The organism is Rhodospirillales bacterium, from assembly GCA_016872535.1.
GTDB lineage: Bacteria > Pseudomonadota > Alphaproteobacteria > Rhodospirillales > 2-12-FULL-67-15 > 2-12-FULL-67-15.
The window spans coordinates 1-14,040 of record VGZQ01000001.1; the positions used below are offsets into that span (position 1 = coordinate 1).

General features: G+C 67.2%; 17 protein-coding genes. 7 read left to right on the forward strand and 10 right to left on the reverse strand.

Annotated features, from left to right (window positions below; all coding sequences use genetic code 11):
- Positions 1 to 338, forward strand: a 338-nt coding sequence (locus FJ311_00005) for a phosphate acetyltransferase (GenBank protein MBM3949818.1), incomplete at its 5' end; no start/stop codon positions are given.
- 2 nt (positions 339 to 340) lie between these two features.
- Here the strand turns inward: FJ311_00005 and FJ311_00010 are convergent.
- From FJ311_00010 to FJ311_00030, 5 genes are read right to left on the reverse strand one after another with little or no spacing between them, the layout of a single operon-like run.
- A complete protein-coding gene (locus tag FJ311_00010) occupies positions 341 to 1,066 on the reverse strand; it encodes a sulfite exporter TauE/SafE family protein (GenBank protein MBM3949819.1) in 726 nt (241 codons plus the stop codon).
- Positions 1,063 to 2,259: an acetate/propionate family kinase gene (locus FJ311_00015; GenBank protein ID MBM3949820.1), complete on the reverse strand. Its 1,197-nt coding sequence runs from the start codon at positions 2,257 to 2,259 to the stop codon at positions 1,063 to 1,065. The genes FJ311_00010 and FJ311_00015 overlap by 4 nt, the downstream gene beginning before the upstream one ends.
- Positions 2,260 to 2,287: 28 nt before the next feature.
- The gene (sucD, locus tag FJ311_00020) at positions 2,288 to 3,181 is read right to left on the reverse strand and encodes a succinate--CoA ligase subunit alpha (GenBank protein MBM3949821.1); all 894 of its coding nucleotides are present in this window, start codon (positions 3,179 to 3,181) and stop codon (positions 2,288 to 2,290) included.
- Positions 3,178 to 4,302, reverse strand: a complete 1,125-nt coding sequence (locus FJ311_00025; GenBank protein MBM3949822.1) for a succinate--CoA ligase — start codon at positions 4,300 to 4,302, stop codon at positions 3,178 to 3,180. The genes sucD and FJ311_00025 overlap by 4 nt, the downstream gene beginning before the upstream one ends.
- A 30-nt stretch (positions 4,303 to 4,332) precedes the next feature.
- Entirely contained in the window at positions 4,333 to 5,733 is a 1,401-nt protein-coding gene (locus FJ311_00030) for an aldehyde dehydrogenase family protein (protein MBM3949823.1), read from the reverse strand.
- A gap of 233 nt (positions 5,734 to 5,966) precedes the next feature.
- Between FJ311_00030 and FJ311_00035 the strand changes: the two genes are divergently transcribed.
- Both FJ311_00035 and FJ311_00040 read left to right on the forward strand, forming a co-directional pair.
- Entirely contained in the window at positions 5,967 to 6,842 is an 876-nt protein-coding gene (locus FJ311_00035; protein MBM3949824.1) for a LysR family transcriptional regulator, read from the forward strand.
- A gap of 80 nt (positions 6,843 to 6,922) precedes the next feature.
- Positions 6,923 to 7,513: a biotin transporter BioY gene (locus tag FJ311_00040; protein ID MBM3949825.1), complete on the forward strand. Its 591-nt coding sequence runs from the start codon at positions 6,923 to 6,925 to the stop codon at positions 7,511 to 7,513.
- A 72-nt stretch (positions 7,514 to 7,585) separates the two neighbouring features.
- On the opposite strand, the gene FJ311_00045 is transcribed toward FJ311_00040, so the two are convergent.
- From FJ311_00045 to FJ311_00055, 3 genes are read right to left on the reverse strand one after another with little or no spacing between them, the layout of a single operon-like run.
- On the reverse strand, positions 7,586 to 9,079 hold the full coding sequence (locus FJ311_00045; protein MBM3949826.1) for a tripartite tricarboxylate transporter permease: 1,494 nt from the start codon (positions 9,077 to 9,079) through the stop codon (positions 7,586 to 7,588).
- A gap of 13 nt (positions 9,080 to 9,092) precedes the next feature.
- Positions 9,093 to 9,593, reverse strand: coding sequence for a tripartite tricarboxylate transporter TctB family protein (locus FJ311_00050; GenBank protein MBM3949827.1), 501 nt, complete (start codon positions 9,591 to 9,593; stop codon positions 9,093 to 9,095).
- A 17-nt stretch (positions 9,594 to 9,610) separates the two neighbouring features.
- Positions 9,611 to 10,573, reverse strand: a complete 963-nt coding sequence (locus tag FJ311_00055) for a tripartite tricarboxylate transporter substrate binding protein (GenBank protein MBM3949828.1) — start codon at positions 10,571 to 10,573, stop codon at positions 9,611 to 9,613.
- A gap of 135 nt (positions 10,574 to 10,708) precedes the next feature.
- Here FJ311_00055 and FJ311_00060 point away from each other — a divergent pair, with 135 nt between their 5' ends.
- Both FJ311_00060 and FJ311_00065 read left to right on the forward strand, forming a co-directional pair.
- Complete coding sequence (locus FJ311_00060) at positions 10,709 to 11,347, forward strand: UbiX family flavin prenyltransferase (protein ID MBM3949829.1); 639 nt, start codon at positions 10,709 to 10,711, stop codon at positions 11,345 to 11,347.
- A 17-nt stretch (positions 11,348 to 11,364) separates the two neighbouring features.
- Complete coding sequence (locus FJ311_00065) at positions 11,365 to 11,556, forward strand: hypothetical protein (GenBank protein MBM3949830.1); 192 nt, start codon at positions 11,365 to 11,367, stop codon at positions 11,554 to 11,556.
- Here the strand turns inward: FJ311_00065 and FJ311_00070 are convergent, their stop codons facing one another.
- Positions 11,557 to 12,051 carry a hypothetical protein gene (locus FJ311_00070; GenBank protein ID MBM3949831.1) on the reverse strand — a complete coding sequence of 165 codons (495 nt, stop codon included), beginning with the start codon at positions 12,049 to 12,051 and terminating at the stop codon, positions 11,557 to 11,559.
- A 12-nt stretch (positions 12,052 to 12,063) separates the two neighbouring features.
- The gene (locus tag FJ311_00075) at positions 12,064 to 12,420 is read right to left on the reverse strand and encodes a hypothetical protein (protein MBM3949832.1); all 357 of its coding nucleotides are present in this window, start codon (positions 12,418 to 12,420) and stop codon (positions 12,064 to 12,066) included.
- Between the two features lie 170 nt (positions 12,421 to 12,590).
- Here FJ311_00075 and FJ311_00080 point away from each other — a divergent pair, with 170 nt between their 5' ends.
- Both FJ311_00080 and FJ311_00085 read left to right on the forward strand, forming a co-directional pair.
- Complete coding sequence (locus FJ311_00080; protein MBM3949833.1) at positions 12,591 to 13,754, forward strand: glycosyl hydrolase; 1,164 nt, start codon at positions 12,591 to 12,593, stop codon at positions 13,752 to 13,754.
- 28 nt (positions 13,755 to 13,782) lie between these two features.
- The gene (locus tag FJ311_00085; GenBank protein ID MBM3949834.1) at positions 13,783 to 14,040 is read left to right on the forward strand and encodes a MoaD/ThiS family protein; all 258 of its coding nucleotides are present in this window, start codon (positions 13,783 to 13,785) and stop codon (positions 14,038 to 14,040) included.

Genomic DNA, 14,040 nt, shown 5'->3' on the forward strand with positions numbered 1-14,040 from the left:
CACGCATCGACAAGGTCCGCCGCGCGGCCGAGATCGCGCGCGCCCGCGCCCCGGATATAGCCATCGACGGCGAGTTGCAGGCCGACAGCGCGCTGGTCGCCCGCGTCGCCGAGCGCAAGATCAAGGACGCCAGCGCCGTCGCCGGGCGCGCCAACGTGCTGGTCTTTCCTGACCTCGATTCCGGAAACATCGCCTACAAGCTGGTCCAGCACCTGGGCGGCGCCGGCGCCATCGGCCCGGTGCTGCAGGGCTTCGCCCGTCCGATCAGCGATTTGTCGCGCGGCGCCACCGCCGACGATATCGCCGCGGCCGCCGCCATCCTGCTCGCGCAAGCCTGAAGTCAGAGAACGAGACCGACGATCGCGGTGACGATCACCAACCCCAGGACCGTGCGCCGGACCACCGCGTCGGAAGCGCGGCGATGAGTGCGGGTGCCTAATATCACGCTCGCGAGGTAGATCGGCGTCAGGACCAGAATCGCGACCGTGTCGCCCGCCGCGAGTGCGCCGCGCCAGGTCAACAGCGCGATCAGCAAAATGGTCCCGAAAAAAACCCAAATAATGAAGTCGGCGCGGTTTTGTGCCGCGCTCCGGTGTCCAGCGCCGAGAAAAAGCGGCGTTACCGCCGCGATCGCCGTCGAGCCCATGACGAAGCCGCTCAAGGCGCCGATCCCGACGTAGCCCGGCGCGCCGAGGACGCTGCGGAGCCGCCAGCCGGTCAGCAACACCAGCGCCATCAGCAGGATCGAGGCGCAGATGATTCTCTTCATCAATACCGGGTCGACGCTCAACAGAACGTGGGCGCCGACCGGCATGGCGATGGCGGTGCCGATCAGCAACGGAATGACCACGCCGCGCGAACTGTCGGCGCGGGCATCGGGGATCAGATGCACGTTGGAAAAAATATCGATCCACATCATGACGCCGACCGCGACCGGTGGCGAGAGAAAGAAGCTGAGGATCGGCAGCATGAACAGCGGGCCGCCGAACCCGGCGAACCCGCGCAGGAATCCGCCGATCACCGCCGCCGGCACCAGAATCCCGTAGAACAAGATTGCGTCGGTCATCGCGCGGCCATGAGGCGCAGGGTGTGACGGGCGATCACGCTTTCCTCGTCGGTCGGGACCACCCAGGCCGAAACACGCGAATCGCCGCGCGAGATGCGCGTGCCAGCGCGGGCGTTGGCGTCCGCGTCGAAATCGAGGCCGAGCCAGGCGAGACGGGCGCAAATATCGGCGCGCACCGGCGCGGCTTTCTCCCCGATGCCGCCAGTGAAAACGACTGCGTCCAAGCCGCCGAGCGCGACCGCGAGCGAACCGAACTCGCGGGCGATGCGATAACCGAAGAACTCGATCGCCTCCTTGGACGCCGGTTCGGGACTGGCAAGCAACGTCTTCATGTCCGAACTGATTCCCGAAATTCCGAGCAAGCCCGAGCGGTCGTAGAGTAGATACTGGAGCGAACCGATGTCCATCGCTTCCGTCCGCAGCAGATGGAGCAACAGGCCGGGATCGATCGCGCCGCTACGGGTCGCCATCGGCACGCCGTCGAGAGTCGAAAAGCCCATAGTCGTCGCGATGCTTTTCCCGCCCAGCACGGCGGCAAGGCTGCACCCGTTGCCGAGGTGGGCAACGACGGTGCGTTCGGGCAGCGGCTCGCCGGCGATGCGGGCGAACGCGCCGGTCACGTATTCGTAGGAAAGGCCGTGAAAGCCGTACCGGCGGAGCCCGCGCTCGTGATAAGCGCGCGGCAGGCCGGTCAGGCGCGCGACCGCAGGCTGCGTCGCGTGGAACTGGGTATCGAAACAGGCGACCTGGACCGCGTCCGGCGCGTGGGCGGCGAGCGCGCGAATGGCGGCGATGTTGTGCGGTTGGTGCTGGGGGGCGAGCGGGGCGAGCGTTTCCAGCCGTGCCAGGATCGCAGGCGTCAACACCACCGGCCGGTCGAATTCGGAACCGCCGTGAGTGACGCGATGACCCGCCCCGAGGAGACGGGATCCGGGCACCCAGTCGGCAAGATCGGCGACGATCGCGGCGATCGCCTCGGCGTGGTCGGCCTTCGCGCCGGGCACCGCGCGCGAAGCGGCGAGATCGCGTCCATCCGCCGCCTGCGCGGTCAGTCGAGGCTCGACGCCAAGGCCGGCGACTTGGCCGCGCACCATCGCCGCCGGTTCGCCTCCGTCGGCGTCGGTGGCGGCCGGATAGATCGCGAATTTGACGCTGGAGGAGCCGGCGTTGATGACGGCGATGTGGCCGGTCATGGGCCTCCCTTGGCCACGTGCCAGCCGTTCAGGTCGCGGCGGGCGCCCGGACGCGGGCCAGCGCACGCGTCAGCGCGGGCGCGAGGCCGGAAGGCAGATCGACGACATTGACCCCGGCCGCTTCAAGGGCGCGGCGCTTGGAATCATAGGTGCCGCGATCGCCCAGGACAATGGCGCCGGCGTGGCCCATGCGCTTGCCGGGCGGCGCGGCGCGGCCGGCGATGAACGAAACCACCGGCTTGGTCATGGTCCTGGCGTAGTCGGCCGCCGCTTCTTCCGCCGCGCCGCCGATTTCGCCAACCAGCACCACGGCGTCGGTGCCGGGATCCTTTTCGAAGATTTCGAGCGCGTCGCGGCTGGTGGTGCCGATGATGGCGTCACCGCCGATGCCGTAGAACGCCGACTGGCCGAACCCGGCGCGAGTCAGCACGAGGCATACGAGAGTGCCGAGACTGCCGCTCCGGGAAATCACGCCGATCCGCCCCGGCTTGAACACGTTGGTGTTGAAGCCCGGCATGATGCCGACGAAGCCTTCGCCCGGCGTAACCAAGCCGGCGGTGTTGGGGCCGACGACGCGGGTGCCCTTCGCCTTGGCCTGGGCGAGCACCGCCATCACGTCCTGAGCGGGGATATGTTCGGTCAGCATGACGATCAGCTTGGCGCCGGCGGCAATGGCGTCTTCGGCCGCCGCGCGCGCCCCCATGGGCGGCACAAACTGGACGGAGACGTCGAAGGGAGTTTTCTTCGCCGCTTCCTGGGCCGAGGCGAATACCGGAAGGCCGAGATGAGTCTCTCCCGCCTTCTTCGGGTTGACCCCGCCGACCACGCGCGTTCCGCATTCGATCATCTTTTCGGTCCAGAAGGTCCCTTGCTTGCCGGTGATGCCCTGAACCAGCACCCGGTGTTCGCGTCGAACGATCATCGTGCGGCCTCCACGGCGTTTTTTACCGCGTCGTCCATCAAATCGAACGGTTCGATGCCGAGGCGCGCCTTGACCAGCTTGACCGCTTCCTCCTCGCCGGTGCCGTGGATCGAGAAGAAAACGGGAATTTTCGGGCGCAGTTCCTCCCACGCCTTGACCACGCCTTCGGCCATCACGTCGGTGCGCGCGAACGCGCCGCAGAAGTTGACCATCAGGCTCTTGACGCCGGGATTGGCGAGCACCAGTTCGAGCGCGGGTTTGGCCTGGGTATAGGCGTCGCCGCCGATTTCGAGGAAGTTCGCCGGCCGGCCGCCGAAGTGGCGCACCGCGTCCATGGTGGTCATGGTGAGACCGGCGCCGTTGGCAAGGATGCCGATGTTGCCATCGAGCTCGATGAAGCGGAGCCCGAGCGCGCGCCCGCGCGCCTCCAACGCCGACAAGGGCTCAACGACGCCCAGTTTGGCGAGCGCCTCCTGGCGCGGCAGCGCGCCGTCGTCCACGGTCAGCTTGCCGTCGAGGGCGATCAGATCGCCCGTCTTGGTCAGCGCGAGCGGATTGATTTCGACCATTTCCGCGTCGCGCGTGCGATAGAAACCATAGAGCCGGGCGAGCAGATCCGCGATCTTGGCCCGCGCCGGGCCGAGATCGAGACCCGCGATCATCGCATCCGCGTCCTTGGCAGTGAACCCGGCGAGGATGTCGACCGGGCGGCGGCGAACGGCGTTGGCGTCGCGCGCGGCCGCTTCCTCGATGTCCATGCCGCCCAAGGTCGAGAACAGCACCAGCGGGCCCTTGCTGGCGGGATCGTTGAGCACGGCGGCGTAAAGCTCGCGCGCGATGGCGACGCGCTTTTCCACCAGCAGCCGTTCGACCCGATGGGTGCCCAGCGTTATGCCGAGAATGCGACGCCCTGCCGCCTCCGCCTCGGCTGGGGAATCGACCAGCGCGATGGCGCCGCCCTTGCCGCGCTTGCCGGCGGGCACCTGCGCCTTGACCGCGACGGGCCCGAGCGTCTGCGCCGCGGCGGCGGCTTCCGCCGGAGTGGTCGCGAGCCGACCTTCCGGCACCGGAATGCCGACCTCGGCGAATTGTGCCTTGGCGACGTGTTCTTCGAAATTCATCGTTGAAAACCGCCGGTCAGCGGCGCCCGCTCAACCACGCCCATGCCGGGCGAAATAGGGCCCGAACAACTCGTCCTCGGTCGGTTTGTCCTCGGGGATCACCGTCGAGAGGTGAGTAATGTTGATGAAGTTCCGGTAATTGAGGTTTTCGCTGATGCTGTTGCCGCCCCAGGTACCGCAGCCCATGCTGAGGGTGAAGTTGAGGCCGTTGTCGAAGCTGCCGCCGTTGCCGAAGGCGTGCGCTTGGTTGACCAGCACGCGCACCACGTCCAGTTCGGACGCCAGCCGCCGGGCGTGGTCCAAATCGCTCGTGTGCACGCCGCAAGAATGGCCGGCGCCCTGGAAGGCGAGAATTTCGCGCACCCGGGCGATCGCCGCATCGAAATCCCTGGCGCGATAGACGGCGAGCGCGAGCGAGAGTTTCTCGCCCGAGAACGGATGGTCGCGCCCGACCCCGGTTTCCTCGACCATGAAGAACTTCGCCTTCTTCGCCGCGTCGGGAAGCCCGGTCATTTCCGCGAACACCTGCGGGTCCTTGGCGATGATGTGGCGGTTGAGCGAGCCGTTGACCCAGAGCTTTTCCCGGATCGCGGCCTTTTCCGCCGGGGTGGCGAGATAGCCGCCGACTTTCCTGAGCGCGGCGATCGCCCGGTCGTAGGCGTCGTCGACGATGATCAGTGAGTTTTCCGACGAGCACGAGGTCGAATTGTCGAACGTCTTGGAGGCGCAAATCTTAGCCGCCGCCTGATCGAAATCGGCGGACGAATCGATAATCACCGGCACGTTGCCGGCGCCGACGCCGATCGCCGGCTTGCCCGAGCCGTAGGCGCGCCGCACGTTGTCCTGCGAGCCGGTGACGACGATGAGGTCGCACGCCTCCATCAGCGCCTGGGTCAGGGTCTTGGACACCGGCGGCGGCAGCACCTGGATCAGATCGGCGGGATGGCCGGCGCGAGTCAATTCGGCGCGCATCATCTCGACCAACCGGAGGGCGGTGCCTTGGCCCGCGGGCGACGGCGCGATGATGATGGCGTTGCGACCTTTGACCGCCATCATCGCCTTGTTGGCGGGCGTGGCGGCGGGATTGGTGGAGGGACAGATCGCGCCGACCACGCCGACCGGCTTTGCGTACTGGACGATGCCGCGCTTCGGGTCTTCCGCGATGATTCCGACCGTGCGCGCGCGCAGCAGATCGCGCAGCGTGCCGAAGGTCTTGCGCTGGTTCTTGACGATCTTGTCGGGCACGTTGCCGAGGCCGGTGTCCCGGACCGCCATTTCGGCGAGCGCCTTGGCCCGGCCCGGCTCGTAGATGGTCCAGGCGAGCGCGCGCACCGCGTCGTCCACCGTTTCCTGCGAGGCGTTGGCGAACGCCGCCATGGCGGCGCGCGCCTTGGTCATCAACTCCGCGACCGTGGCGCGATCCTTTTCCATCTGCTGCGGGTCCCGATCCTTGGTGGCGTCCTTGGCAACAGCTGGAGTCGAGGTGGAAACGTGGCCCATGGGGCAAGTCCTCCCTGGCAAATGCGGCCCTTGCAAAATCGGCCGGGCGAAATCGGCGATTGCGGCGGGACGTTACACTTCACAAAAAGAGAAGAAAATTGAATAAGATTGTTCCATTACTTTAAATAATTTGATGTAATGAGTGAGAATTCCGGGGTTTTTCCATGAGCATTCGCAACCTGCGTACCCTCGTCGCGGTCGCCGATCACGGCAGCTTCGCGGCCGCCGCCCGCGCCGTCGGGCTCACCCAATCGGCCGTCAGCATGCAGCTGCGCGGTCTCGAAGACGAGTTGCGCGTCCGGCTCTTCGACCGCCGCCGCCGCCCGCCCACCCTCAACGACCATGGCAAGCGCCTGGTGCGACGCGCGCGCGAGATCCTGGAACTTTACGAGCGCATGGCCGACGCACCGGGCGCCTCCGTCGACGGCATGGCGGGCCTGCTCGAGGTCGGCGCGATTCCGACCGCGCTGTCGGGGATCGTGCCCAAGGCGCTCGCCGGCCTGCAGAAAATCCATCCGAACATCGCCGTCAACCTCGTCAACGGCATGTCGGGCGAATTGTTGCCGCGGGTCGAGCGCGGCGAGTTGGATGCCGCCCTGATCAGCGAGCCGAGCCACGTTCAGGCCGACCTCGTCTGGCGGCCGATCGCAACCGAAAAAATCATCGTCGCGGCGCCGCCGCAAAGCACGGAAAAGACCGATCGCGAGTTGCTCGCGGCATGGCCCTACATCCGCTACAACCGCCGGGCCTGGGTCGCGCGCCCGATCCAACAGAGTCTGCGCGCGCGGGGATTGCGCCCGCGCCAAGCGATGGAGCTCGATTCGATCGAATCAATCCTGCTGATGGTCTATTTCGGCCTCGGCGTTGCCATCGTCCCGCAGCGTTGCGTCGAAGGACCGTATCCCCTGCCGGTACGCTACGTCCCGTTCGGCGAGCCGCCCTTGACGCGCCGCATCGGCCTGATCGAGCGGGTCGGCAACCCCAAGAGCGGCTTAGTCGGCGCCTTGCACGCCGCTTTCGCCGGGCTGGCCGCGCGTTGAGCGCACATTTCGATTAGGCTATAGTCGCCCGCCGGATCGGCACCGCATGCCGAGCCCTTATAATAGAGGAGAGCCACGACATGGCCCCGCGGATCGCCACTCTTATTTCCGCCCTGCCCGAAACGACGCCGCTCGGGCACGCGGTACGCAACACCTTGCTCGCGCTCGCCGGCACCGCGATCATCGCCGTTTCCGCCAAAATCCAGGTGCCGTTCTGGCCGGTGCCGATGACCATGCAGACGCTGGCCATCGTGGTCATCGCCATGGCGTTCGGCGCCAAACTCGGCTTCGCCACTCTGGCACTTTATTTGTTCGAAGGCGCGATCGGCCTGCCGGTGTTCGCCGGCACGCCCGAAAAAGGCATCGGCCTTCCCTACATGCTCGGGCCGACCGGGGGCTATCTGGTCGGATTCGTGGCCGCCGCCTGGCTTGCCGGCTGGCTCGCGGAGAAGGGGTGGGATCGCACCTTCCTCAAGGCGACGGCGGTCAATTTCGTCGCGACCGTGGTCGTGTTCGTTTTCGGCCTCGCCTGGCTGGTGCCGATGTACGGGTTTTCCAAATCGGTCGCCGTCGGCGTGACGCCGTTTCTGCTGTCGTCCGCGTTCAAGATCGTGCTCGGCGGCGCGCTGCTGCCGGCGGCCTGGTCGTTGGTCCGGCGGCTCAGGAATTAAGGCGCGCGGGCGAGAATCGTCATGCGAACGCATGCCTAACGGCATGACGCGCGCTTTTTCAACGACGCGCCCCTATCGGGGCGATCGTTTCGCGTAAAAGCGAATCAGTGACGGCAACACGAGCAGGATCGCGGCGAGCGCGAACAGTGCCGCCGCGATCGGCTTTTCCACGAACACCCACCAGTCGCCCTGGGCGATCTGCAGCGCGCGGCGGAACTGAACCTCGGCCATCGGCCCGAGGATCAGTCCCACCACCACCGGCGCCAGCGGATAATCGAGACGCTTCAAGACGAACCCGAGCAATCCGACCCCGGCCAGAATGGCGATGTCGGCGATCGCGCGCGACGCGCCGAACACGCCGAGCACCGCGAACAGCACGATGCCGCCTTGCAGCCACGGGCGCGGAATATGGAGCAGCCGGACCCAAAGCCCGGCCATCGGCAGGTTCAGCACCAGCAGCATGGCGTTGCCGATGAACAGGCTGGCGATCAGCCCCCACACCAAGGCGGCGTTGTTGGCGAACAGAAGCGGCCCCGGATTGATGCCGTATTGTTGGAAGGCGGCGAGCATGATCGCCGCCGTCGCCGAAGTCGGCAATCCGAAGGTGAGCAACGGCACCAAAACGCCCGCGACCGCGGCGTTGTTGGCGGCCTCGGGCCCGGCGACGCCCTCGATCGCGCCTCGGCCGAATTCCTCCTTGCGGGGCGACAGGTCGCGCTCGACCCGGTAGGACAGAAACGTCGGCAGCTCGGTGCCCCCCGCCGGCAGCGCGCCCAGCGGAAACCCGATCGCGGTGCCGCGCAGCCACGGCTTCCACGAACGCCGCCATTCCTCGGCGGTCATGGCGAGCGAGCCCTTGAGCGGAGCCATGCTTTCCTGGCGCAAGTCCCGACGCGACGCGAAATAGAGCGCCTCGCCCAGCGCGAACAGGCCGACCGCGACCACCACCACGCCGATGCCGTCGAGCAACTCGAGCAGGCCGAAGGCGTAGCGCGCCTGGCCCGACTGCTGATCGATGCCGACCAGGCCCAGCGCGAGGCCCAGGAACAGCGCCACCAGCCCGCGCCGCACGGACGAGCCGAGCATGGACGAAATAGCGACGAAGGCGACGCACATCAGGGCGAAATATTCCGCCGGGCCGAACAGCAGGGCGAGCTTGACCACCTCGGGCGCGAGCAGTGCGAGCAGAAAAGTACCGATCACTCCGGCGACGAACGAACCGATCGCCGCGGTGGCGAGCGCGGCGGCGCCGCGCCCCCGCCGCGCCATCTGGTGACCGTCGAGGGTGGTGACGATCGAGCCGGTTTCGCCCGGCGTATTGATCAGGATCGAGGTGGTGGAGGAGCCGTACATGGCGCCGTAGTAGATGCCGCCGAAGACGATGAACGCGGCGGTCGGGTCGATCTTGTAGGTGACGGGCAACAGCAGCGCGATGGTCAGCGCCGGGCCAATGCCGGGCAGCACGCCGATGAAGGTGCCGAGCGTCACGCCCACCAGCGACCAGACGAGGTTGGTCGGCGTGAAGGCGATCGCGAACCCCGAGGCGAGACCGGCGAGCGCTTCCATGCCCGGATTCCCGCTAGCGCGATCTCAGGATCGATTCGAGTGCGCCACCCCACGACAGCGGCAGGCCGAGGAAATGCGCGAACAGCAGGGTCGCCGCCAGCGCCAGCGCAAGGCCGAGGACAAAATCGCGCCCGGACCTCGGCGAGCCGAAACCGCGCGCGACGCACGCGAACAGTAGGGCGGCCGCCAGCGGAAAGCCGACCGGCCCGACCAGCAGGCCGAACGCCGCGAGGCTCGCGAGGATCCAGGCGAAGCCGCGCCAATCGTTGTCGGTCGCGCCACCGTCGTCGGAAGCGTCGCCTCGGGCGGGCGCTTGCGCTTGCAGCCGCTCGGCCACGGTCGCAAGCCCGAGCAGCAGCAGCCCGGCGCCGACGATGCGCGGCATCAGCGCCGGACCCCACGGCGCCGGCGAGAGGATGTCTTCCGCCGCCGCCAGCACGAACACGCCGAGGGCGGCGACGCCGGCGCCGAACAACGCCTCGGGCGAACGCGCCAGGCGCACGATCCGCCCCATCCGGGCGCGCGCCGTTTTCAGCGCACCAGGCCGATGGAGCGGAGCGTTGTCTCGACCCGCGAGCGTTCGTCCTTGAGGAAGGCCTCGAATTCGGCCGTCGGCATATAGGCGTCGATCCAGCCGCGCTTTTCCAGGATCGCCTTCCATTGCGGCGACTTGACCATCTTGTCGACCGCGTCGGCGAGAGCCTTCCTGTCGGCCGCCGAAATGCCGGGCGGCGCGACCACGCCGCGCCAGTTGGAGAAGACGAGATCGACGCCCTGCTCGCGGAAGGTCGGCGCGTCGATCCCCGGAATCCGCTTGTCGCTCGAAACCGCGAGATAGCGCATTGTTCCGGCCTGGACCTGATCGAGGAATTCGGACGCGCTGTTGACGCCGAGCGTAACGTGCCCGCCGAGAATGGTCGCCATCGCCTGCCCACCGCCCGAATGCGCCACGTAGTTGATCTTGGCCGGATCGGCCCCTACCGCCTTGGCGAACAGGCCCGCGGTCATCTGGTCGGCGCCGCCCGCCGAGCCGCCGCCCCACGACACCGCGCCAGGATTGGTCTTGAGCCGTTGGATCAGGTCAGCGATCGATTTGAGATCGGAGTTCTTCAACACCGCAATCGATTGCCATTCCTGGGTCAGGCGCGCGATCGGCGTAACATGGGAGAAATTGACCGGCGACTTGTTGGTCAGGATCGCGCCGGCCATGACGAGGCCGGTCGCCATCAGCGCCTTGCCGTCGCGTTCGCGCTTGACGAACTGGGCGAGCCCGATGGTCCCGCCCGCTCCGGTCACGTTCTCGACCTGAACCGAGCGGACGATGCCGGCGCCCTGCAACGCTTCCTGCATGGCGCGCGCGGTGCCGTCCCAACCGCCGCCGGGCGCCGCCGGGGCCATGATGTAAAGCTGATCCAACGCGTGGGACGGATAGGCGATCGCCAATAGGCCGAGCGCGAGCGTAGCGCGGGCGAAACGCGAGAAGCGGCGCGACATGGGTTTCCTCCCCCGAAAATGACCCAAGACGTTAGCGTGCCGGCTCCGGTTCGACAATTCCCGATCCGCCGGCAACCGCCCGCCATCTCCCGGACCGTCGCCCATCACCGGCCGGGCTGCTATAGTGCCGCCGCCATGCCCAGTCGCAAACGAAAACCCGCCTCGCAACCCGCCCGGCGCATCGTCGTCGGCATTTCCGGCGCGTCCGGCGCCATTCTCGGCGTCCGGCTGCTGCAGGTTCTGCGCGATCTCGGCATCGAAACGCACCTGGTGATGAGCAAGGCCGCCGAGCAGACGCTCGCCTACGAAACCGATTGGACGGGCGCCCGGGTGCGCAAGCTCGCCACGCGCGCCTATCACGTCAACGACGTCGCCGCGCCGATCTCGAGCGGATCGTTCCGCTCGCTTGGCATGATCGTGATGCCGTGTTCGGTCAAGACCATGTCGGAGATCGCGACCGGGGTTACCGGCAACCTGCTCGCGCGCGCGGCCGACGTCTGCCTCAAGGAGCGCCGTCCTCTGGTGCTGGCGGTACGCGAAACGCCGCTGCACGCGATTCACCTCCGCAACATGACGATCCTGGCCGAGATGGGCGTAATCATCGCGCCGCCGATGCCCGGGTTCTACAGCCGGCCCAAGACCGTCGCCGACCTGGTCGACCACACGGTCGGGCGCGCGCTCGACCTGTTCGGGTTGGACGCCGGACTGGTGAAACGCTGGCGCGAAACGGAAACGGCGGCGTTCGCGGCGGTCCGGCGCGCAGACAAGGATTAGGGGACAGGAAGACCATTATGCCCCGCATCACCCTCGTGCCGAAAGCCTACCTGACCCCCGACGGCGACGATGTCAAGCTGACCATGGTCGACGACGAAGGAATCCGGCGCGAATACGTTTTTTCGCGGAAAATCCTCGACCCGCTCATGAAACGGCTCGAGGCCTTGCTCGACAAGGCCCCCGCCGAAACGCCCAGACGCAGACGATAACTAGACGTAGGCGATAAAGCGCCCGCAAATCAAAACGCCGATCCAGGTGACCGCCGACAGCGCGCCGGAGACGCGCGCCGACCCGGGCGGCGGCGCGTGATCGGGCCACCGATCGGCGAGCGGCAGCAGCTTGCGGTGGAAGATCGCGATGTTGACGAGGCCGAGGACGATCAGGGCCTGCTTGGCGTAGAACGCCGGATTGCGGACGTAGCTGGTGGCCTCGGTCACGAACAGCATCGCGCCGGTCACGGCCGCGAGCAGAAGTCCGCACGCCGCCACCGGCACGGCGATCTTGAGCATCGCCTTCGGCCGGATGCCCCGCCCAAGGCCCATCAAGCGCAAATCCAAAATCAAAACCGATCCGACCAGGGTGGCAAAACCGAGGATGTGCCCGGTTTCGACGATCGGATAGAGCAGCACGCCGCCGCGCATCGCCTCGCCGAGCGCCGTGTGCTCGATGGCGAGCACCCACGCCGGTTCCTGGGCGGCGTGCATGGGCCGCGCGGCTCAGCGCAGTTCGACGGTCTTGCCGGCGACGACGATGCGCTCGGCGCGCAACTCGCCGGTCTTGTCGCGGTGCGGATAGCCGACCAGGGTCACGCGATCGCCGACCTTGAGGCTGTCCTCCGGAAGCCCGCGCGCCTGCATGCGGAAAAGCGGCGCTAAAATCGCGGTCCAGGTCTTGCCGTCGGCGTTGACGTCGATTTCGACGTGCGGGTTGACGTAGGAAACCCGCGCAATCGGGCCGGTGAGATTGAGCACGGTCGCCGAATCGTAGCCGCTCCAGCCGTGGTGCGCGGATAGGATCGGCGCGTTGAGAAATGCGAAAACGCCTACCGCCATCGCCGCGAGGTATCGGATCATCGTCGCCCTCCCAGGTTCGTACCGATTTTCGTTATAGCACGCGCTGGCCGGCGGCGCATGCGTCCCTGTCGCGCGACGAGAAAGACCTTATTCGGAATGGCGTGTTTCCTTTGTTCCATTCGTGATGCGCAAATATGTACACTGGGAATCCCGAGTATGGGCTTGTTGCAATGAAACGCAAACATGGGAAACCGGCCGCCCGGCGGGTACGTGGGACGGTCTTGTTCGTCGCCACGCGCAAGGGCGCGTGGATTTATCGCGCCGACGCGGCGCGGAAAACATGGAAGCCCGACGGGCCGCATTTCCTCGGCCATGTCGTCAGCCAGCTCGCGCTCGATCCGCGTGACGGCAAAACCCTGCTCGCGGCGGCGAAAACCGGCCACCTCGGCCCGACCATCTTCCGTTCGACCGATCTCGGGCGCACCTGGAAGGAGGCGGTCCGGCCGCCGGCGTTCGCCAAGGCGCCCGAGGGCCAGAAAGGCCGCGTCGTCGATCACACCTTCTGGCTGACGCCCGGCCACGTACGCGAACCGGGGGCGTGGTACGCGGGCACTTCGCCCCAGGGCCTGTTCCGCTCCGAGGACGGCGGCGTCACCTGGGAGCCGGTCTCCGGGCTCAACGACGACCCGCGCTATCGCGCCTACATGGGCGACGAGCAGGCCGGCACGCCCGACGGGCCGAAACTGCATTCGATCATTGTCGATCCGCGCGACCCTGCGCACCTCTATATGGCCATGTCGAGCGGCGGCGTGCACGAATCGACCGACCGCGGCCGAACGTGGACGCCGCTGTCGGACGGCCTCGACGTGGTCGAAGGATTCGAGCCCGGCAACCTCGCCTTTCACGATCCTCATTGTCTCCGGCTTTGCCCGACCAACCCCGATCGGATCTATCAGCAGAATCATTGCGGCATCTATCGGCTCGACCGGCCGGCGAAGACGTGGACGCGGATCGGAAAAAGCATGCCCAAGAAGATCGGCGACATCGGCTTTCCCCTGGTGGTGCATCCGCGCGATGCGGACACCGCCTGGGTATTCCCGATGGACGGCACCACCGTCTGGCCGCGCACCAGCCCGGGCGGGGCGCCGGCCGCCTACGTCACCCGCGACGGCGGTAAATCCTGGCGCCGACTCGATTCCGGATTGCCGAAGGCCCAGGCGTGGTGGACGGTGAAGCGCCAGGCCATGTGCGCGGATGCGGGCAGCCCGCTCGGCCTCTATCTCGGGACCACCAGCGGCGAATTGTGGATGGGCGCGAACGAGGGAGGCCGCTGGCGCTGCATCGCGCGCCATTTGCCCGAAATCTACGCGGTCGAGGCGGCGGAATTGGGTTGAGACCGCTCCCGCCCGAAGAGCCGCCCCCATGAAAGTCCTGATTCCCGGACTGCTCCGCTCCTATACCCGGCAGCGGGAGGTGGACGCGAAAGGCGCAACCCTCGCCGAGGTTCTCGCCGACCTCGACCGACGCTATCCGGGCCTGCGCTTCCGCATCGTCGACGAGCAAGACCGCATCCGTCCGCATATCCGGGTATTCCTCGACGGCCGCCAGGTGCACGACCTGGCGATGCCGGTCGGCATCGAGAGCGAAGTGCAGATCGTCCAGGCGCTGAGCGGGGGGTAG

What these genes read in the sequence shown, in the direction of transcription:
- FJ311_00080 (MBM3949833.1), top strand. Translation starts at nt 12,591, where the DNA reads ATGAAACGCAAACATGGGAAACCGGCCGCCCGGCGGGTACGTGGGACG.
- FJ311_00060 (MBM3949829.1), top strand. Translation starts at nt 10,709, where the DNA reads ATGCCCAGTCGCAAACGAAAACCCGCCTCGCAACCCGCCCGGCGCATC.
- FJ311_00065 (MBM3949830.1), top strand. Translation starts at nt 11,365, where the DNA reads ATGCCCCGCATCACCCTCGTGCCGAAAGCCTACCTGACCCCCGACGGC.
- FJ311_00070 (MBM3949831.1), bottom strand. Translation starts at nt 12,051, where the DNA reads ATGCACGCCGCCCAGGAACCGGCGTGGGTGCTCGCCATCGAGCACACG.
- FJ311_00085 (MBM3949834.1), top strand. Translation starts at nt 13,783, where the DNA reads ATGAAAGTCCTGATTCCCGGACTGCTCCGCTCCTATACCCGGCAGCGG.
- FJ311_00030 (MBM3949823.1), bottom strand. Translation starts at nt 5,733, where the DNA reads ATGGAAAAGGATCGCGCCACGGTCGCGGAGTTGATGACCAAGGCGCGC.
- FJ311_00015 (MBM3949820.1), bottom strand. Translation starts at nt 2,259, where the DNA reads ATGACCGGCCACATCGCCGTCATCAACGCCGGCTCCTCCAGCGTCAAA.
- FJ311_00010 (MBM3949819.1), bottom strand. Translation starts at nt 1,066, where the DNA reads ATGACCGACGCAATCTTGTTCTACGGGATTCTGGTGCCGGCGGCGGTG.
- FJ311_00035 (MBM3949824.1), top strand. Translation starts at nt 5,967, where the DNA reads ATGAGCATTCGCAACCTGCGTACCCTCGTCGCGGTCGCCGATCACGGC.
- FJ311_00045 (MBM3949826.1), bottom strand. Translation starts at nt 9,079, where the DNA reads ATGGAAGCGCTCGCCGGTCTCGCCTCGGGGTTCGCGATCGCCTTCACG.
- FJ311_00050 (MBM3949827.1), bottom strand. Translation starts at nt 9,593, where the DNA reads ATGGGGCGGATCGTGCGCCTGGCGCGTTCGCCCGAGGCGTTGTTCGGC.
- FJ311_00040 (MBM3949825.1), top strand. Translation starts at nt 6,923, where the DNA reads ATGGCCCCGCGGATCGCCACTCTTATTTCCGCCCTGCCCGAAACGACG.
- FJ311_00055 (MBM3949828.1), bottom strand. Translation starts at nt 10,573, where the DNA reads ATGTCGCGCCGCTTCTCGCGTTTCGCCCGCGCTACGCTCGCGCTCGGC.
- FJ311_00025 (MBM3949822.1), bottom strand. Translation starts at nt 4,302, where the DNA reads ATGAATTTCGAAGAACACGTCGCCAAGGCACAATTCGCCGAGGTCGGC.
- FJ311_00075 (MBM3949832.1), bottom strand. Translation starts at nt 12,420, where the DNA reads ATGATCCGATACCTCGCGGCGATGGCGGTAGGCGTTTTCGCATTTCTC.
- sucD (MBM3949821.1), bottom strand. Translation starts at nt 3,181, where the DNA reads ATGATCGTTCGACGCGAACACCGGGTGCTGGTTCAGGGCATCACCGGC.